The sequence below is a fragment of the Vibrio maerlii genome (assembly GCF_003415655.1).
In the GTDB taxonomy this organism is placed as follows: Bacteria; Pseudomonadota; Gammaproteobacteria; order Enterobacterales; family Vibrionaceae; genus Vibrio; species Vibrio maerlii.
Map to the genome: position 1 here is coordinate 18,429 of NZ_QRHC01000006.1, position 17,232 is coordinate 35,660.

A 17,232-nucleotide genomic window follows, 5' to 3' on the forward strand; every position below is an offset into this window, starting at 1 on the left:
CTTGCTATACATTCAATCGTACTAGATAACTTTTAAAGTGTATAAAAATATGTACACACCTTTTGACGGTTGATGATGCAAACACAACACAATATTTGGAGATACCGTGGCTACAAGCACAAGCAGTCAACCTCGTGATACTTGGGGTTCAAAATTAGGCTTCGTCATGGCAGCAGCAGGATCAGCTGTAGGCCTTGGCAACATTTGGAAATTCCCGTACACCGCTGGTGAAAATGGTGGTGGTGCGTTCGTTCTAATCTATCTTTTCTTCGTAATCTTTATCGGTTTCAGCGTAATGCTGACTGAATTTGCTGTCGGCCGTAGAACACAGAAATCTGCGGTTGGTGCATTTAAGTCAACTGACCGTCGTTGGACATTTGCCGGTGTGATCGGGGTAATCAGTGGTCTACTTATCATGGGTTTCTACCCGGTAGTAGGTGGCTGGGCAATCGCGTACGTTGGCAAGGTTGGTACTGGTCTACTAAGTGCACCAGAAGCAATCGGTGACAGCTTCGGTGGTTTCATTTCTAACCCGGTTCAACCGCTAATGTGGATGGGTCTTTACCTACTGCTTAACATCGTAATCGTAATGAAAGGTATTTCTGGCGGTATCGAGAAAGCAGGTAAGATTCTAATGCCTCTACTATTCCTTATCCTGATCATCGTATCAGTGAAAGGTCTAATGCTACCTGGCGCGATGGCTGGTCTAGAATTCCTATTCAGCCCTGATTTTTCTAAGATTGACAGTGGTGTTGTTCTAGCGGCTCTTGGTCAGGCGTTCTTCTCACTATCCCTAGGTATGGGTTGTATGATCACTTACGGTTCTTACCTTAAGAAGAAAGAGAACCTAGTTCAGACAACTGCAATGGTTACTGCAATGGATACTGGTGTAGCTATCCTAGCTGGTATCGCAATGTTCCCTGCAATGTTTGCATTTGGCATGGCTCCAACAGCTGGTCCAGGTCTAGTATTCGTTGTTGTACCTCAGCTATTCGCTGAAATGGGTGGCGTAGGTGTAGTATTCGCACTAATGTTCTTCATCGGTCTAAGTGTTGCGGCACTAACTTCTTCAGTATCTCTTCTTGAAGTAGTTGTTTCGTACCTAATCGACGAGAAGGGTATGAGCCGTGCTAAAGCAGTAATCTCTGCAAGCGTTGTAATGGCAGTACTGTGTATCTTTGCTTCTCTATCTTTAGGCGGCGTAGGTCCAACTCTGTTTGAAACGGGTGCTTTCGATATCTTCGACCTACTAACTGATAAGATCTTCCTAGCGGTTGGCGGTATGCTTCTATGTATCTTCGCTGGCTGGCGCATGAAACGTGAAGACCTAGAAGACGAGATCACAAATGGCGGCGAAGTTAAGTTCCCACTATTCGGTCTATGGTACACGCTAGTTAAGTTCGTAATCCCATTCGCAATCGCAATCGTTGCATTCATGGGTATCTCATCTGGCTTCGATAGCGGTAAAGGTCCAATCATGTTATTGGGTATCGCTATCATCGCAATCTCAGCGTTATTCTCTAAGAAGCTGTAAGCGCGAGCAAATGATTAAAAAAGAGTCCTTCGGGGCTCTTTTTTTATGCCTGTTCGAAAAAGAGTGCGAGAGTGAGTTGGTTTACGCTCGCTTAATCACAATAGTCCGTTATACTTCTGGCTCCCAACAGGAGCCAGATTTTTATGTTCGATATCCTTTATAACCACGCTGATTTTGTTGCAATCAACAAGCATCCAGGTGTCTCTGTACACAAGGATGATGGGGATACTATGTTGATCCACGAAGTAGAAGAGTATCTAGGCGAATCCAAGCTCTACTTGGTGCATCGATTGGATAAAATGACATCGGGCATCCTGCTCCTGGCTAAGTCGTCAGAAGCGGCAAGTAAGCTTGCAAAGCTGTTTGCTGACCGAAACATTTCTAAGTTTTACCTCGCTATTGGAGCCAAGAAACCAAAGAAGAAACAGGGCTTGGTAATGGGGGATATGGAACGTTCCAGACGTTCTTCTTGGAAACTACTGAATTCCATGAATAATCCAGCGATCACTCAGTTCTTCTCTATGGCTGGGGAAAACGGCCAACGCTTGTTTTTATGTAAGCCCCACACGGGAAAAACACATCAAATTCGTGTGGCTCTCAACTCTGTAGGCTCTGCAATTATTGGTGACCCGATATACAATTCTGGTCAAAATGAAGATCGAGGTTACCTTCATGCCTATGCGACTCTTTTTGAGTATGAAGGTGAAGTTGTCTCTTTAGTATGCCCGCCCCGACTTCAAGCTGAAGTCGGCAAACATTGGTTATCCTCCTCAATGACCAAAGCACTAGAAGAGTGGAACGAACCGTGGTCACTAAACTGGCCAAAAATTAAAATGAACAACTCGATTAAATCAGCGTAAACCGCTGACTTACTCTAAAAAACATCGAAACTGAAAAGTAAATTGGTATGCAATATAGCGAACTTCCTAGATTTTTTTCACACCTCGAACAGCAGCTAGCAGAAACAAACGGCGAATTAAGGCGACTTTTTCACGGTCGAGGTCGTTGCTATACCGGTCTTGAGCAAATCACTTGTGATTGGACCGGCTCACAGTTACTCGTCACCTTGTTCAAGCCTGTTGATGATGTGTTTCTGCGAGACTTGAAAGCAGGTTTATTAGCATTAGCTGAGAGTGAGTTATGGTCTCAAGTAAACGGTAAAGCGATTTCATTGCAGCATCGTTATGAAGAGTTAGCTCCTTCTGAAGCGATCGTTGGTGAACTTGACGCTAAGCCTGTGGCGATTGAATCTGGCCTAAAGTACCAACTCGATATCGGCCGTAACCAAAACTTTGGCCTGTTCCTTGATATGCGTGCAGGGCGAGACTGGGTGGGCCAAAATGCTCACGGTAAGCGTGTACTCAACTTGTTTGCCTACACTTGCGGGTTCTCAGTTGCCGCTGTTGCGGGTGGGGCAGAGCAAGTTGTCAATGTTGATATGGCCCGTTCATCATTAAACAAGGGGCGTGATAATCATCGACTTAACGAACACGATATGCGCAAGGTAAGCTTTTTAGCTCACGACATATTTAAGTCTTGGGGGAAAATTAAGAAAGCTGGACCTTATGACTTGATCATTATCGATCCACCATCGTTTCAAAAAGGTAGCTTTGCATTGACTAAGGACTACAAGAAGATCTTACGTCGACTACCAGAGTTACTAACTGAAGGTGGAGAAGTCATGGCTTGTGTGAATTCCCCGTCAGTGAGCCCAGACTTCCTTATAGACTCAATGAAAGAAGAAGCACCTGAACTTGAATTCAAATATCGCCTCGATAATTTGCCAGAGTTTCGCGATGTTGACGAAGACTCTAGCTTGAAAGTTATGATGTTTAAGTAACCGATCGTACAACTAAAAACGCCCTAAAGATTGATGATCTTTAGGGCGTTTTTAGTATCTTGTTCTAGCTCTCTAGCTCTCTAGCTCTCTAGCTCTCTAGCTCTCTAGCTCATTGACAGCTTTGAGCTGTGATCAATGCGTCGACAAGTAATTGACCACGGTGATTTCGCATTTTTAGAGCGTAGCTTAATCCAAGGTCGAGGTTAGAGCGTATCTCTTGGTTGCTGCAATAGTCTGACAAAGTCTTGTTATAAACTTGTTGGACGGGCATTGCACCTGGAGCTTCTTGGTTATAGATCATCATAAGTTCTATGCTGGTACCTTTCGCCCGGGCGCTCATAATAGAAAGCGGCCCTTCCTCGAGCGGTAAGCCAGTAGAAAGAACGGTAGCTCGATTGTTAGCTAGCGCCTCGAGTTGCTTTTGTTGTTCACGTTCATTAGATGCACAACCAGAAATGATTGCGGTAGCAAACAGGCCTATGATGATCTTATGCATGATTAAAATACTTTCTTGAACGGCTTAACGATAACGTTTTGATAAACACCTGCTTCGATATATGGGTCTTGGTCTGCCCAAGTCTGAGCATCAGCAAGAGAGTCGAATTCCGCAATGACTGTTGAGCCTGTAAAGCCAGCTTCGCCTGGGTTATCACTATCAATTGCTGGCATCGGACCTGCAGTTAGAAGACGACCTTGGTCTTGTAGCTCTTGAAGGCGAGCAAGGTGAGCAGGGCGAACGCTTAAACGTTTTTCTAGAGAATTTTCAATGTCAGTTGAAAAGATCACATACCACATAGTTTCTTCCTTAAGTGAGGGCTTATTGTGCAGCTTATCGGTGTTAGTTTATCGACATTCAATGTTACGTGAATCAGTCGCTTATCGCATTCTTGAATTTGAATAACTTGACTGAGTTAGAGTTATTTATTAATCGCTCTAGGCTTACCATTTTCGTCAACCGCGACATAATTGAATGTGCCACCGCAGACTTTGTATCGGTCTCCAATACCATGGTCAAGAACAGGCTTCACCCATACCTCTAGCTCGATGCTCATCGAAGAGCGACCAATCTTGCTACAGTCGCCATAAACACATACAACATCACCAACCGATACAGGCTGCTTGAACTCAATAGAAGAGACACTGACAGTGACGATTTTTCCATTTGAAATCTCTTTTGCCAAGATTCCACCCGCTAAATCGAGTTGAGACATGATCCAGCCGCCAAAAATCTGCCCAGCGGCATTAGTGTCTGACGGCATTGCTAGAGTTCGTAGTAGAAGTGAGCCGATAGGGTTATGCGTAGATTGGATGGTCATTTTGTTGCTCTGTATTGGTAAGATTAATCGCGCTTTAGTTTGAAAACTAAAACGAAAACAGCGGCTTCTAATCAGAAAGCCGCTGCATTATAACATCAGTTATTCCTCTGACTCTTCTTTTGGCATCTTTTTATAGATGTAGATACCCGTGAGTAAGGTAAATCCAAAGGTCGCTGCAAGTAAGCCAAAGACTTTAAAGTTAACCCATGTATCCAAGGGAAGGCTAAATGCAATGTAGACATTGAGCACCGCGCAGAATGTAAAGAAAGCCACCCAAGCCCAGTTGATTTTATTCCACGTAATATCGGGCAGGATAATTTCTTTGCCTAACATCGCTTTGATTGCTGACTTACCCATTAAATGACTGATCGTTAATCCAAGCGCGAACACTGCGTATATGATAGTGACTTTCCACTTAATGAAGTTGTCATCGTGTAAGAAGATAGTCATGCCACCGAACACTGCAACCATAACGAACGTGATGAGCTGCATCTTTTCTACTTTTTTGAACAGAAGAAAGGTCAAGAGAACTTGTATGGCCGTAGCAACGATGAGAGCGCCCGTTGCTACGTAAATATCGTACAATTTATACAAGACAAAAAAGACAATGAGCGGGATGAAATCTATCAGCTGTTTCATGACATCAAAGAATTAAAGAGAGAGTTTCTTCAGTCTAGCTAAATTCCAATGCTAGCTAAAGGTTTCGAGACTATTGCTTCTGCAGTCACTCACTCTCACATCTGTTCAATGATGGGGAATCAGTGATTTAACATCTTCTAAATAGCCTTCGCTTTCCAACATCGACAGGGTTGTCTTTAGCTCTTCTAAATTCATAGCAAAACAAGAAGACTTACCCGATAACATATCTAGATATTGGTGGTATTCATTTTCAGAGTAATGACCAAGGCGGTCCATCAATAGCTCTTGGATACCGTGATGGATGAGATTGTAATAAGTCTGGCGTTGAGAGTGCATGATGACCTCCAGCAAAATCAATAAACATTCACTTTTTGGTTGAAAGTACAAAACACCTTAATGAACTAGACCGCATGTAGAACTGGCATCTTTCATTATCGGGGTTTGATCACTTAGTAATATGAAAGGAGCAATTGCTGTGCCGGGTTTGGCTATCTCAACATTATGCGTGAATTCATTGAGTTAACGACTCCATATCAATTTGAGAATAAGAGCGGAGTTTGCTGCATTATTGATTCTCTTTCTGCAATTCATTTTGGGATAGAGTGAAATGCTTACAATTGGAATGAAAAAAGCCACTCGAATGAGTGGCTTCTAATTCAGAACGAATTTCGCTTAAAGGGTCAAAGACCGTAGCAATTAAGCTTCTTGTTTTTGCATCTCTATTTCTTGCTCTGCAGCTTCTTCTTTTGCAATAGAGTCGATGATAACCGCACATGCTGCATCACCCGTGATGTTCAATGCTGTACGAATCATGTCGAAGATACGGTCTAGAGCGAACAATAGTGGTAGACCTTCGATTGGAATACCTGCCGCTAGAAGTACAGCTACAACTAGGAATGATGGACCAGGAACACCTGCTTGACCTACTGCACCCAGCGTAGAGGTTACGATGATTGCAATGTATGCACCCATTGAAAGGTCAATGTTGAATAGTTGTGCAAAGAAGATCGCAACCAGACCGTAGTAGATAGCGTTACCAGACATGTTGATTGTCGCACCCAGAGGCAGAACAAACGATGCTGTTGAGTTTTTAACGCCTAGCTCGTGCTCTACTGTATCCATTGTTACAGGTAGAGTTGCCATTGAAGATGCTGTAGATAGTGCAACCGCTTGTGGCTTCTTCATCGCAACTAGGAACTTCTTAGCAGAAGTCTTAGTGAAGAACTGAACCATTAGTGGGTATACAACGAAGCCGAAGATCAGGATTGCAGCAACGTAAACCACGAACAGTTTGAATACCACCATTAGGGCACCAAAACCGAACGTACCAACCGCTTCTGCCATTAGGCCGAATACACCGATAGGTGCAATGATCATTACCTTGTTGATCATCCATACCATAGCGTCGACGATGCAGTTTACGCCGTTGATGATTGGTTCGCGTTTCTCTTTCGATTGCTTAGATAGTGCAATACCGAAGAATAGGCAGAACACTAGGATTTGTAGAATGTTAGCTTCGTTTAGTGATTGGAAAACGTTAGTAGGGATCATACCGGTTACGGTAGCCCAAAAAGTAGGAAGTTCACCTTTAGAAGCGTACTCAGCAGAGAACATGCCTTCAACGCCTGAAACATCAATACCAAGACCTGGCTTGAATACTTCACCCATGAAAAGAGCAAGTGCTACAGCAAGTGCAGAAGTAAGACCAAAGTAAGCCAGTGTAGAAACACCCACTTTACCTGCGTTTGAGCTGTTACCAAGGCCAGCAGCACCAGAAATTAGCGCAACAGCGACCAATGGAATAACTAACATTTTAATTAGATTGATAAAGATTGCGCCTAATGGTGCAAACATCGCTGCAGATTCGCCCATTAGAGCACCAACAGCAGTACCAACGATCATTGCAATTACGACTTGAAAGCCGATATTGCTCATTAAATTCTTTTCTTTTAACACTTCCATAACCTCTATACTGAGAAAGTTAGCTTTTGTGGCATTACCATCTAAAGTACGCTGTACCATTGAAGTAATGTTTCGCTGCACTTTGTACAGCTTTTGGCAAAACGGATCAACAGTGAAGAGGGAGTTATTTTGATTTTATTATCAAAAAAACACGATATTGGGTATTTGTTGAACGATAGCAAACGTTTGCTTGGGTATTTGTATGTATATTGCTGTGAAAAGGTTGCTTGTTTGTGTTTGTTTTTATAGGGCCATAAAAAAAGCAGGGATTAGCTTTTCAGCCAATTCCTGCTCATGTTGTTACCGTTTTGTTTGTTTTAACTTTATCGCTACTTTTGCGTTGCCGCTTTCATGGGTCTAACGAAATCTGCCAACGCTGTCAGCATAGTTTCAGGTTGTTCTACATTAGATTCAATAATTTTTACAACAGCAGAGCCTGAGATTGCTCCCGCCGCACCAGCTTCGATTGCTTGCTTAACCTGCTCTGGCTCTGAAATACCAAAGCCAAGTAGAGCTGGTGGCGCATCAAACTTGTTTAAACGCTCTAGAAGCGTGCTTACTGGCATGTTTGCTTTGGTTTCTGCACCTGTTACGCCCGCACGCGAAAGTAGGTAAGTATAGCCGCCGCCAAGCTCTGCAACTTGAGTGAGTGTTTCATCAGACGCTGTTGGTGGTGCGATGAAAATAGGTTCTACGCCATGCTTTTTCGCCGCAGATACAAACTCCGCACTTTCATTCGTTGGTACGTCAGCGATAAGAACGGAATCGATACCAGCTTTTGCGCAGCGCTCGTAGAAGTTGTCGATGCCACGCGAGAACACAAGGTTTGCGTACATCAGAAGACCGATTGGTAGCTCTGGGTATTTAGCGCGGATTTGTGAAATAAGGTCGAAACAGATATCTGGAGTCGCACCTGAATCTAGAGCCCGAATGTTCGCGCCTTGAATGGTTGGGCCATCTGCCAATGGATCAGAAAATGGAATGCCTAGCTCCAGTGCATCTGCACCAGCTTCCACTAGTGTTTCCATGATCTTAAGTGATTGCTCAGCGTTAGGGTCTGACACCGTTACGAACGGAACAAATGCACCTTGGTTTTTCTCGTTTAGGCGCTCAAACATTCCTTTGTAACGATTGGCTTGGTAACGGCTCATTAGATTACTCCCTTTTCTTCAAGGATGGCGTGAACAGTGAAAATATCCTTATCACCACGACCAGATAGGTTTACAACAAGAAGCTGCTCTTTCTCAGGGTTTTCACGAGCCATGCGTAGTGCTTGTGCTAGTGCGTGAGAGGATTCTAGAGCAGGGATAATACCTTCGCTGCGAGCAAGCTCTTGGAATGCATCCAGTGCTTCATCATCAGTCACGTTGTCATATTCTGCTCGGCCAATCGCGTTTAGGTGAGCGTGTTGAGGACCAACAGAAGGGAAGTCTAGCCCCGCTGATACCGAGTAAGACTCTTCTACCTGACCGTTCTCATCTTGCATTAGTGGCGCTTTCATACCAAAGAAGATACCGGTTTTACCATGCTTAAGTGGCGCACCGTGTTGGTCGGTGTCGATACCTTTACCTGCAGGCTCTACACCGATCAGGCGAACTGATTCTTCTTCGATGAAATCTGCAAACATGCCGATAGCGTTTGAGCCACCGCCCACACAGGCGATAACTGCATCTGGTAGGCGACCTTCACGCGCCAGGATCTGATGCTTAGTTTCTTCACCAATCATACGCTGGAAGTCACGAACGATGGTTGGGAATGGGTGAGGACCTGCGGCAGTACCAAGTAGGTAGTGCGCATCTTCATAGCTTGCTGACCAGTCACGTAATGCTTCGTTACAGGCATCTTTCAGCGTTGCTGAACCTGAATGTACAGGAATCACTTCTGCACCCATAAGCTTCATGCGGAATACGTTCGGGCTTTGACGTTCGACGTCTTTTGCACCCATGTAAACGCGACATTTAAGGCCAAGAAGAGCACAAGCAAGAGCCGTTGCAACGCCGTGTTGACCTGCGCCAGTTTCAGCGATGATTTCTTCTTTACCCATGCGCTTGGCAAGCAGCGCCTGACCAAGGACTTGGTTGGTTTTGTGCGCGCCACCGTGAAGTAGATCTTCACGCTTTAGGTAAAGCTTAGTTTTCGTACCTTTGGTTAGGTTACGAGTCAGCGTTAGTGCTGTTGGGCGACCTGCGTACTCTTGCAATAGCCCCATGAACTCGCTGCGGAATTTCGGATCTTGTTGAGCGTCAATAAACGCTTGTTCTAATTGCTCAAGAGCTGGTACAAGGATCTGTGGTACGTATTGACCACCATATTCACCAAAGTAGGCATCGAGTTTTGCCATGATTTTATTCCTTAAATTTGGATTGCCGCTAGCGTTCTTTTTAAATTAAGTAACCAAGCAGCAATTTTGAATCTTATTCTTATATTCTATGTTTTATATGGTGACTAGTAGTCACGAATCGCTACAAATGCTTGCTGCAGCTTTTCTAAATCTTTTTTACCCGGTGCGCTTTCTACACCTGAGTTCAGGTCTAGACCTAAACAGCCTTGTAATGCTGCTTGCTTTGCGTTTTCTGGGGTGATGCCACCAGCAAGCATAATTTTTTCTGGTTGAGCAATCAGTGACCAATCGAACACGACACCTGTTCCACCAGATTGATTGCCAACTTTAGAATCAAATAGGTGACGATCGACACCTTGTTCAATGAGTGTTGGCGCTTGCTCAGTTACCCCGTAAGCCTTCCAAATTTCAATGTCTGATGGTAGCTCAGTGCGTAATGCAGAGATGTAATCTTGGTCTTCATCTCCATGCAGCTGTACCGCTTTTAAGCCAAGTTCAGTGGCTGTTGCTAGTACAGCAGATGCATCATGATTTTGGAAAACGCCAACGTATTTGAGTGGCGCGCCGCTCATGGTTAATCGAGCAGACTCAAGATCAACATAGCGCTTAGACTTCTCAACGAAGATAAGGCCACCGAAGATTGAACCCGCTTGGTAAGCTTTTGCTGCATCGTCTGGGTGGGTTAGACCACAAACCTTGTTTTCACCCAACGTCACCTTGCGTACCGCAAGCTCAAGGTTTTCTTCTGCCATCAGAGAGCTACCAATCAGGAAGCCATCAGCAAACGTAGCTAGGTCGCGTACTTGTTGGTGAGTGTAGATGCCAGATTCAGAAATTACCGTCGCCTCAGGTGCTAGCTCACGAATAAGTGGCGCAAGTTCTTTGGTGCGGTTTAGGTCAGTCGAAAGGTCACGCAGGTTACGGTTATTAATGCCGATAACCTTGGCGTTTAGTGCCACCGCGCGGTGAAGCTCTTCTTCATTACTTACTTCTGTTAATACACCCATGTTTAGGGAGTGGGCAACGTCTGCAAGTGCTTTGTATTCTTCGTCGTTAAGCACAGATAGCATCAGAAGGATTGCGTCAGCAGAGTAGTGACGAGCTAAGTAAACCTGGTAGGTGTCCACCATAAAGTCTTTACACAGAACCGGCTGTTTAACCTGCTTGCGAACTTGTGGCAGAAAGTCGAAGTTACCTTGGAAGTATTTTTCGTCGGTAAGCACAGAGATAGCATCCGCGTGGTTGTTATAAACTGATGCGATGTAATCTAGGTCGAAATCATCACGGATTAGACCTTTTGATGGTGACGCTTTCTTACACTCTGTGATGAAAACCGTTTTGTTACCGCTTAGCGCGTCGTAAAAACTACGATCAGATGGCGTCAGTTCTGCCTGAAAACCGTCTACTGGCTGAGCCTGCTTGCGAGCTTCAACCCATTGGTACTTGTCACGAACAATCTTCGCTAAAACTTCTGCCATTTCAGCTTCTTTGACTGAAACGTGAGTCGACAGTTTTTCGTTTGGTGTTGTCATTTCTCAATATCCGTTAGTTTTGCAGAGCGTCAGCGTTATGCGTGTTCAGCTAGTTGTCGTACAAGCTCGTAAGCTTTGCCTGAGTTCATCGCCTCAAGTGCTGTCTGAGCGTTTGCTTTTAGGTCCTCATGACCAAACAGGCGCATCAATAGTGCGACGTTGACCGCTACCGCACCAGACTGCGCTTCGGTTCCTTTACCCGTAAGGATATCGGTTGTGATTTCTTTGTTCTCTTCTGGCGTGCCACCCTTGATTGCTTCAAGAGGGTGCTGGTTTAGGCCAAAATCAGCAGGTGAAACGGTGTATTCGTGAATTTGACCATCTTTGATTTCAGCAACCGTGGTCTTGCCATGAATCGCGACTTCATCAAGACCACTACCGTGTACGACAGCAGCACGCTTCATACCCATTTTTAGCATGGTTTCTGCGATTGGTCGCACAAGTTCTTCACTGTAAACGCCCATTAGTTCAATATTTGGACGCGCAGGGTTAATCAGAGGACCAAGAATATTGAAGATCGTACGCGTTTTCATGGTCTGGCGCACAGGCATCGCATGGCGAACACCACTGTGATATTGCGGAGCAAATAGGAATGCAACACCTAGCTTGTCGACTGCAGTACGAGTGTCTTCTGCTGACATCGCTAGGTTGATGCCGAATTTGTCTAGAAGATCAGAAGAGCCAGACTTGCTTGATACGCTGCGGTTACCGTGCTTCGCGACCTTAAGGCCACATGCTGCGGCAACGAATGCAGAAGTTGTCGAGATATTGATCGTGTCATGGCCGTCACCACCTGTACCTACGATATCTGCGAAATCGTAATCTGGGCGTGGGAATGGGTTCGCGTTTGCTAGCAATGCTTTTGCTGCGCCTGCGATCTCATCTGGCGTTTCGCCTTTGATCTTAAGTGCAGTTAACGCTGATGCCATTAGAATAGGGTCTAAATCACCACGGATAATGGTATCGAAAAGTTGTTGGCTTTCTTCAAGAGTCAGAGCTTGCTGCTCGTATAGCTTATTGATGATCTGTTCCATGATAATGTCCTTATTCCATATCCTGAGAGTCGATAGGTTGAGAGTCAGCAGTTAGCGCCCATTCAATAGCGTTAGAAAGCAGTGTGGCACCGTAAGTGGTCATAATAGATTCTGGGTGGAACTGGAATCCACACACCTTGTCTTGTTCTTGAACCACAGACATGACGAGGTCATCAACTTCCGCAGTTATAGTCAAAGACTCTGGAACCTTGGTTGCAACGAGAGAGTGGTAACGAGCTATCGCCAGTGGAGACGGCAGATTCACGTAAGTTGCGTGGTTTTGGTGTTCCATCATGGATACTTTACCGTGAATGATTTCACCTGCGCCTGCCACTGTGCCACCGTAAGCTTCAACGATGGCTTGGTGACCGAGACAAATACCAATCATTGGCACTTTACCTTTAAGGCGTTGAATCACTTCTGGCATCGAGCCTGCGTCACTTGGCGCGCCTGGGCCAGGAGAGAGAAGCACCACTGGGTTTGCGAGTTCTTGAACCGCTTTTTCAATGGTTTCCGCAGCAATGTTGTTACGGTAGATTTTTACTTCGTGACCGAGTGAACGGAACTGATCAACAAGGTTGTAAGTAAAAGAATCAAAGTTATCAATAAATACGATGTTAGCCATGATAATTACTCCTGACCTTGTTGGTGAGCTGCCTGAATCGCGGAGATCACTGCCTGAGCTTTACCGCGAGTTTCATCAGCTTCTGCTTGCGGATCCGAATCGAATACCACACCAGCGCCAGCTTGTACCTGAGCAATACCATTCTCAACGTACGCTGAGCGAATAACGATACAGGTATCCAGTGTGCCTTCACCAGTTAGGTAACCAACAGCGCCACCGTAGCTACCGCGGCGAGCACCTTCAACGTCACGAATTAACTGCATTGCACGAATCTTTGGTGCGCCTGTTAACGTGCCCATGTTCATACAAGCTTGGTAAGCGTGCAGGGCATCGAGATCATCACGCAGTTGACCCACTACGCGAGATACCAAGTGCATTACGTGGCTATAACGGTCTACTTTCAGTAGGTCAGCTACGTGGCGTGTGCCTGCTTGAGAAATACGCGCCACATCGTTACGTGCTAGGTCAACCAGCATCATGTGTTCTGCGTTCTCTTTTTTGTCCGTGCGAAGTTCAAGCTCGATGCGGCTATCTAGGTCGAAATCAATCTCGCCATTCGGGCGTTTGCCTCTACGACGGGTACCTGCAATCGGGTAGATCTCAACTTGGTTTGTTTCCGTTTCGTATTTCAGTGCGCTCTCTGGTGATGCACCAAACAAAGTGAACAGCTCATCTTGCATGTAGAACATGTAAGGGCTTGGATTGCTCTGTTTTAGTGTTTTGTATGCAGCCAGTGGAGAAGGGCAAGGAAGCGTAAAGCGGCGTGATGGTACTACCTGGAACACATCGCCTTTTACAACGAATTCTTTTAGGTCAGTCACCGTTTGGCAGAAATCTTCGTCGGAGACGCTTGGTGTAGCGCTTACATCACTAAGCTGCTCGGCTTGTGGTAGCGCTTTAAGGTTTGCACATTGCTGTTGAATTTCAGCAAGGCGTGCTTTGAGCGTCTCTGTTTCATCTGAGTCAGAAAATACGGTTGCTTGTAGATCACATGACTCGCTTTGGTGATCAACAACAAGCAGTGTTTCTGCTACGTAAAAGACGTAGTCCGGACACTGGTTTGTCGCTTTCGCATCGCCCAGAGGTTCAAAATTAGCTACTAGGTCGTAAGCGAATAGACCACCGATGAAAACCGCGTGTTTGTCTTGCTCACTGATATCGAAACTGTGCTGTACCAAGCGTAGAGCATCAAAAGAGGATGCTTCACGCAGGCGAGAATCTTCATCAAGCGTATCGCAAGGTGTTTCAAAGTTTAACGTGAGCGTGTTGTCTGTTAGCTCATGCTCAACACCGGCCTTAATATTTTGGCTTAGGTGGGCAATAAGGTTCTGACCGTTGGCGGTGAGCGCAGTCATGGTTACTTGATGACCGAAGCAAACGATTCGAACAGCAGAATCAACGATCAGTAGGCTTTTTAGGTCTTGCTTAGAATCAATTTCGGCGGATTCTAATAGCAAGCTGTCAGTCTTGTTTTCACACAGAGTGTGGAAAAGGCGAGTTGGATCTTGTGTATAGGGTGCTGCTGCTTTTAGCACTTCCAACTGACCTAAATTTTCGATTTGAATGGCCTTGTTCACAAGACCTCCTTTTTATTCATAATTCTTTGATACTTCCTGTCGTACATACTCGCATAAAGCGAGGGGGCTCCCAATCATAAATCGTTTGATTTTGATTACTCTTTACCCATTTAACTGACAGTGTGAAGTGTAAATAAAAAGCCCGCTATAAAAGCGGGCTTTTTGATAACTTATTTATATCGCTTAGATATTAGAAGTACACGTTAGCCCACCAAGAACTTGTCCAAGTGCGCCACCAGTTCAACTCGGTGTGAGCCTCAACGTGTGCAGATGCTAGCGAGCTTTGAGCTTGCTGTTTTGCATTTTGGTTTTGGTTAAATTCTTGTAACATAGTGGACCTTAAATTCAGCACTTTGTATTTGTGTACTAGTTAACTAGTGCAAGGGTGAAAAGTCAACCCTTAAGACAGAAAAACATGAGAATAGATCTACATAGTCACACCACAGCCTCGGATGGTCGCTTAACACCATCGGAACTTATTGATAGAGCATTGAGCTTTAATATCGAAGTGCTGGCCATTACTGACCATGACACAATCGATGCACTGGGTGAAGCGCATAGTTATGTTGTTGATAATGACAAACCGATAGTCATTATTGATGGCATTGAGATCTCTACCGTTTGGCAGAACAAAGATATCCATATTGTTGGGCTAAACATTGACCGTGAAAGCCAAGAGTTGGTTGATTTAATCAGGCAGCAACAAGCTCATCGTGACGGTCGAGCTCGTCTTATTGCTGAGCGACTACAGAAAGCGACAAGGGAAGGTGTCTACGAAGAAGTCAGTGAGATTGCAGGTGATGCACCAATCACTCGTGCACACTTTGCTAAATGGCTAGTGGACAATGGTTACGCTAAGACCATGCAGCAGGTATTTAAGAAATTCCTGACTCGCAATAACCCGGGTTATGTACCGCCAGCGTGGTGCTCTATGGCTGATGCGGTGAATGCAATTCACGCTGCGGGTGGTCAGGCTGTGCTTGCGCATCCAGGACGTTACCAGCTGACGGCTAAATGGACGAAGCGGCTTATTGCAGCTTTTGTTGAAGCTGGTGGGGACGCTATGGAAGTCGCTCAACCTCAGCAAGGGCAACAAGAAAGGCGCAACTTGGCAGATTATGCGATACAATACAATCTATTAGCCTCTCAAGGCAGTGATTTTCATTACCCGTCACCATGGATGGAGTTGGGACGCAACCTCTGGTTACCTGCTGGCGTTGAGTCAGTGTGGAAGGATTGGAATTTAGAGCCGCGAAATACAGAGGTGGCTGATGCTGGAGAAAATAGAGTCGAGAGACTCAATAATGAGGAATAACAATGAGCCAGTTTTTTTATGTACACCCAGATAACCCGCAAGCTCGCTTGATCAATCAAGCGGTAGCAATTATTCGCAATGGCGGTGTGATCGTTTATCCAACAGACTCAGGTTATGCACTGGGCTGTCAGCTTGAGAACAAACAAGCATTAGATCGTATTTGTCAGATCCGTAAGATCGATGACAAGCACAACTTCACATTGTTGTGTCGTGACCTTTCAGAGCTATCCCTGTATGCGCGTGTTGATAATACCGCTTTCCGCTTACTAAAAAGTAACACTCCGGGTCCCTACACTTTTATTTTCAAAGGGACGAAAGAGGTACCTCGTCGTCTTATGAACTCCAAGCGTAAGACAATAGGTATTCGTGTACCTGACAATCAGATTGCTCTAGATTTACTTGAAGCGCTAGGTGAACCCTTGATGTCGACATCATTGATCCTACCTGGTAATGACTTTACAGAGTCTGATCCAGAAGAGATTAGAGACCGCCTAGAGCACGCAGTTGATGTCATCCTAAATGGTGGTTACCTAGGAGAGCAGCCTACGACTGTGATTGATTTTAGTGACGATGAAGCGGTTGTTGTTCGTCAGGGAGCTGGTGACCCAACCCCATTCGAGTAATCGATAAATACTGGAAAAGGAGGCGAATGCCTCCTTTTTTGTGCTCGCTTGGTAATGAATTACCTTAGCTAAAGCTGAAAATATCTATGTTGTTATTTTCTGCATAACTCATATAGCTAGAGTTAATGCCATTTAGCGTTAGTTCTATGTTGTATTCATCACTAGAGATGACTGCCCAACCTTGCGCATTGTAACTAATGTCAAAATCAGCTTGTGATGTTGCAAAGCTGTCTCGAGCATTGTCGTTATTTGTGTCTAGGCCAAGGTCGAGAACGATTTTATCTTGGAATATGTTGAAGTCTAAGATCTCAGCTTTGATCTCTATATCGTTGGTTGAAACAGGTTCATCAGCTGCACCCACCGCATATCGATTAGTTAAAACAAAAGTATCAGAACCAAAACCACCGGCTAGTACATTGTGACCATCACCAACAACGATGGTGTCATTACCTCGACCACCACTGATAAAGTTGTTTCCTGAATAGTCGATAATAAAATCATCACCGGAACCGCCGAATAGCCAATCATTATCAAGACCACCTGAGACATAATCATTGCCTCGTCCTCCAGCGACTAAATCGTCCCCACGACCACCGATCAATCGGTCATCGCCTCGACCACCAAAAATAAAATCATCGCCGTTATAACCGACAAACTCATCGTTTCCACGTTTGCCGACAAAAATATCAGCTTCATTGGTGCCACGCTCGTTATCATGCGAGCGAGTACCAAAAATCCTGTTGAAAATAGACATAATCAATCCCTTAGATCTAATAAGTAGTTGGGGTTTAGTGACTAGGGTCAACAGACCCTAAGATTTTGAGCCAATAAACACAGTTAATTTTATCAGCTGCTATGCTTACCCAAGGGATTAGCAGGAACCATATTTGTTTG

19 protein-coding genes and 1 other annotated feature are annotated in these 17,232 nt (G+C 45.0%); of the genes, 5 read left to right on the forward strand and 14 right to left on the reverse strand.

Translation table 11 applies throughout. The features are described 5' to 3' along the window. Positions 1-106 precede the first annotated feature (106 nt). The 3 genes from DPF91_RS11455 (at position 107) to DPF91_RS11465 (ending at position 3,374) form a co-directional block, all read left to right on the forward strand. A complete protein-coding gene (locus tag DPF91_RS11455) occupies positions 107-1,534 on the forward strand; it encodes a sodium-dependent transporter (protein ID WP_117234579.1) in 1,428 nt (475 codons plus the stop codon). A 143-nt stretch (positions 1,535-1,677) separates the two neighbouring features. Then, a complete protein-coding gene (locus DPF91_RS11460) occupies positions 1,678-2,394 on the forward strand; it encodes a TIGR01621 family pseudouridine synthase (protein WP_117234580.1) in 717 nt (238 codons plus the stop codon). 47 nt (positions 2,395-2,441) lie between these two features. Continuing rightward, entirely contained in the window at positions 2,442-3,374 is a 933-nt protein-coding gene (locus tag DPF91_RS11465; RefSeq protein ID WP_117234581.1) for a class I SAM-dependent methyltransferase, read from the forward strand. Positions 3,375-3,483: 109 nt separating this feature from the next. Here DPF91_RS11465 and DPF91_RS11470 read toward each other — a convergent pair whose 3' ends face one another. From DPF91_RS11470 to trpL2, 13 genes are all read right to left on the reverse strand, one after another. Beyond that, the gene (locus DPF91_RS11470) at positions 3,484-3,870 is read right to left on the reverse strand and encodes a GspS/AspS pilotin family protein (RefSeq protein WP_117234582.1); all 387 of its coding nucleotides are present in this window, start codon (positions 3,868-3,870) and stop codon (positions 3,484-3,486) included. Between the two features lie 2 nt (positions 3,871-3,872). Then, entirely contained in the window at positions 3,873-4,169 is a 297-nt protein-coding gene (locus tag DPF91_RS11475) for a YciI family protein (protein ID WP_117234583.1), read from the reverse strand. Between the two features lie 122 nt (positions 4,170-4,291). After that, the gene (gene yciA, locus DPF91_RS11480; RefSeq protein ID WP_117234584.1) at positions 4,292-4,690 is read right to left on the reverse strand and encodes an acyl-CoA thioester hydrolase YciA; all 399 of its coding nucleotides are present in this window, start codon (positions 4,688-4,690) and stop codon (positions 4,292-4,294) included. Positions 4,691-4,789: 99 nt separating this feature from the next. Next, positions 4,790-5,329, reverse strand: a complete 540-nt coding sequence (locus DPF91_RS11485; protein ID WP_117234585.1) for a septation protein A — start codon at positions 5,327-5,329, stop codon at positions 4,790-4,792. 105 nt (positions 5,330-5,434) lie between these two features. Further along, a complete protein-coding gene (locus DPF91_RS11490; protein WP_117234586.1) occupies positions 5,435-5,665 on the reverse strand; it encodes a hypothetical protein in 231 nt (76 codons plus the stop codon). A 360-nt stretch (positions 5,666-6,025) separates the two neighbouring features. After that, positions 6,026-7,351 (reverse strand): dicarboxylate/amino acid:cation symporter, encoded by a 1,326-nt coding sequence (locus DPF91_RS11495; RefSeq protein WP_338116880.1) that lies wholly within the window; start codon positions 7,349-7,351, stop codon positions 6,026-6,028. 269 nt (positions 7,352-7,620) lie between these two features. Continuing rightward, positions 7,621-8,442, reverse strand: a complete 822-nt coding sequence (gene trpA, locus DPF91_RS11500; protein WP_117234587.1) for a tryptophan synthase subunit alpha — start codon at positions 8,440-8,442, stop codon at positions 7,621-7,623. Then, positions 8,442-9,632, reverse strand: a complete 1,191-nt coding sequence (gene trpB, locus DPF91_RS11505) for a tryptophan synthase subunit beta (protein ID WP_117234588.1) — start codon at positions 9,630-9,632, stop codon at positions 8,442-8,444. The genes trpA and trpB overlap by 1 nt, the downstream gene beginning before the upstream one ends. Positions 9,633-9,736: 104 nt before the next feature. Continuing rightward, entirely contained in the window at positions 9,737-11,164 is a 1,428-nt protein-coding gene (trpCF, locus tag DPF91_RS11510; RefSeq protein ID WP_117234589.1) for a bifunctional indole-3-glycerol-phosphate synthase TrpC/phosphoribosylanthranilate isomerase TrpF, read from the reverse strand. A 35-nt stretch (positions 11,165-11,199) separates the two neighbouring features. Further along, positions 11,200-12,198: an anthranilate phosphoribosyltransferase gene (gene trpD / locus DPF91_RS11515; RefSeq protein WP_117234590.1), complete on the reverse strand. Its 999-nt coding sequence runs from the start codon at positions 12,196-12,198 to the stop codon at positions 11,200-11,202. 10 nt (positions 12,199-12,208) lie between these two features. Continuing rightward, positions 12,209-12,823 (reverse strand): aminodeoxychorismate/anthranilate synthase component II, encoded by a 615-nt coding sequence (locus tag DPF91_RS11520; RefSeq protein WP_117234591.1) that lies wholly within the window; start codon positions 12,821-12,823, stop codon positions 12,209-12,211. Between the two features lie 5 nt (positions 12,824-12,828). Beyond that, on the reverse strand, positions 12,829-14,400 hold the full coding sequence (locus DPF91_RS11525; protein WP_117234592.1) for an anthranilate synthase component 1: 1,572 nt from the start codon (positions 14,398-14,400) through the stop codon (positions 12,829-12,831). Positions 14,401-14,532: 132 nt separating this feature from the next. Continuing rightward, positions 14,533-14,644 (reverse strand) — a sequence feature (Trp leader region). After that, positions 14,591-14,731 (reverse strand): tryptophan operon leader peptide, encoded by a 141-nt coding sequence (trpL2, locus tag DPF91_RS11530; RefSeq protein WP_117234593.1) that lies wholly within the window; start codon positions 14,729-14,731, stop codon positions 14,591-14,593. Its footprint overlaps the feature before it by 54 nt. 84 nt (positions 14,732-14,815) lie before the next feature. On the opposite strand from trpL2, the gene rnm reads away from it, so the two are divergent. Continuing rightward, a complete protein-coding gene (gene rnm, locus DPF91_RS11535) occupies positions 14,816-15,715 on the forward strand; it encodes an RNase RNM (RefSeq protein ID WP_117234594.1) in 900 nt (299 codons plus the stop codon). A gap of 2 nt (positions 15,716-15,717) precedes the next feature. Then, positions 15,718-16,338, forward strand: coding sequence for an L-threonylcarbamoyladenylate synthase (locus DPF91_RS11540; protein WP_117234595.1), 621 nt, complete (start codon positions 15,718-15,720; stop codon positions 16,336-16,338). Between the two features lie 64 nt (positions 16,339-16,402). Here the strand turns inward: DPF91_RS11540 and DPF91_RS11545 are convergent, their stop codons facing one another. Then, the gene (locus tag DPF91_RS11545; RefSeq protein ID WP_117234596.1) at positions 16,403-17,092 is read right to left on the reverse strand and encodes a calcium-binding protein; all 690 of its coding nucleotides are present in this window, start codon (positions 17,090-17,092) and stop codon (positions 16,403-16,405) included. Between the last annotated feature and the right edge of the window lie 140 nt (positions 17,093-17,232).